We start from the raw sequence: 1180 nt of genomic DNA, 5'->3' as shown, positions 1-1180 counted from the left end.
GGGTGCATCTCACTTTTGCGAATATGTCAAAAAAGGGTTAAAATGAAAAAGCTAGTAAAATCGTTAAATAAAAATGAGGTAAAGAAAATGACACCCTCAGACCAACAACAGCTAAAAGCCCACTTAAAAGCGGTAGCAGAAATTTTTTACAGAAATACAGATCCAACCGAGTTAAAAAGTTTTGAAAGTATAGAAAAATCCCTGCGCCATAAAATATTATCAGAAGTTGGTCCAGAACTAGGTAGCTTTTTTTTTCAGCAGTATCAGGAATTCAAACAGGAAAACCCCGAAAAATAAAATCAATAATCGGCTCGCTCGACATTACAGATAATCAGGCAAAATATTTTGACTTAAAAGCTTACAGTCAATTTAGTCCACTCATGGAAAATTGTTGTCTTTTAATAAGTGCCAATGAATCTTATCAAATGGCAGAAAAAGATTTGGAGAAATTTACGGGAATCAAAATTTCTCACAGTACATTACTCATATTAGTCAAGAGACAAGAATTTGAATTGCCTACATCTAAACAAGGAGTCAAAGAAATTACATTAGATGGCGGTAAAGTTAGACTACGCAACGAAACCAAGGGCGAGAGCTGTTACTGGAAAGACTACAAAGCCGTATGTTTAGATAATGTTTATTCGGGAGCATTTTTTCAAAATAATCAAGATTTAATTGATTGGACTAATACCCAAAAATTACTACACCCTATGTATTGTTTAGGAGATGGTCATGCTGGAATTTGGAACATATTTAAAGAAATTGGAGACAATGAACAAAGACAAGAAATCTTAGATTGGTATCATCTGAAAGAAAATCTCTACAAGGTAGGGGGTTCAATAAAACGATTAAAATTAGCAGAAACTATGTTGTGGCAAGGCAAAGTTGATGAAGTTATAAATTTATTTAAAGACTTTAAAGGTCAAGCATTTAAAACGTTTTGCAATTATTTAGAGACCCATCGCTGCCGAATAGTTAATTACCAATACTACAAAGAAGAATCCATAAGCTCGATAGGTTCGGGAACAGTTGAATCAATAATTAAACGCATTGGATTAAGGGTGAAAATATCGGGAGCGCAATGGAATATTGAGAACGTTTCCTCTATCCTTGCTCTTCGCTGTGCCTATCTCAACGGTCAACTTTCAATTTGATGTATTTGCCAAAGTGAGATGCACCC

1 protein-coding gene is annotated in these 1180 nt (G+C 34.6%); it reads left to right on the top strand.

The window, feature by feature from the left end:
• The first annotated feature begins 87 nt into the window (after positions 1 to 87).
• A protein-coding gene (locus QUA43_RS30710; RefSeq protein ID WP_333379547.1) for an ISKra4 family transposase occupies positions 88 to 1154 on the top strand; the annotation gives its coding sequence in 2 pieces (ribosomal slippage) (positions 88 to 256 and positions 256 to 1154; 1068 coding nt in all).
• The last annotated feature ends 26 nt before the right edge of the window (positions 1155 to 1180 follow it).

It is taken from the genome of Microcoleus sp. N9_B4 (assembly GCF_036701635.1).
GTDB lineage: Bacteria > Cyanobacteriota > Cyanobacteriia > Cyanobacteriales > Microcoleaceae > Microcoleus.
This window is presented reverse-complemented; position numbering and strand designations above follow the sequence as displayed.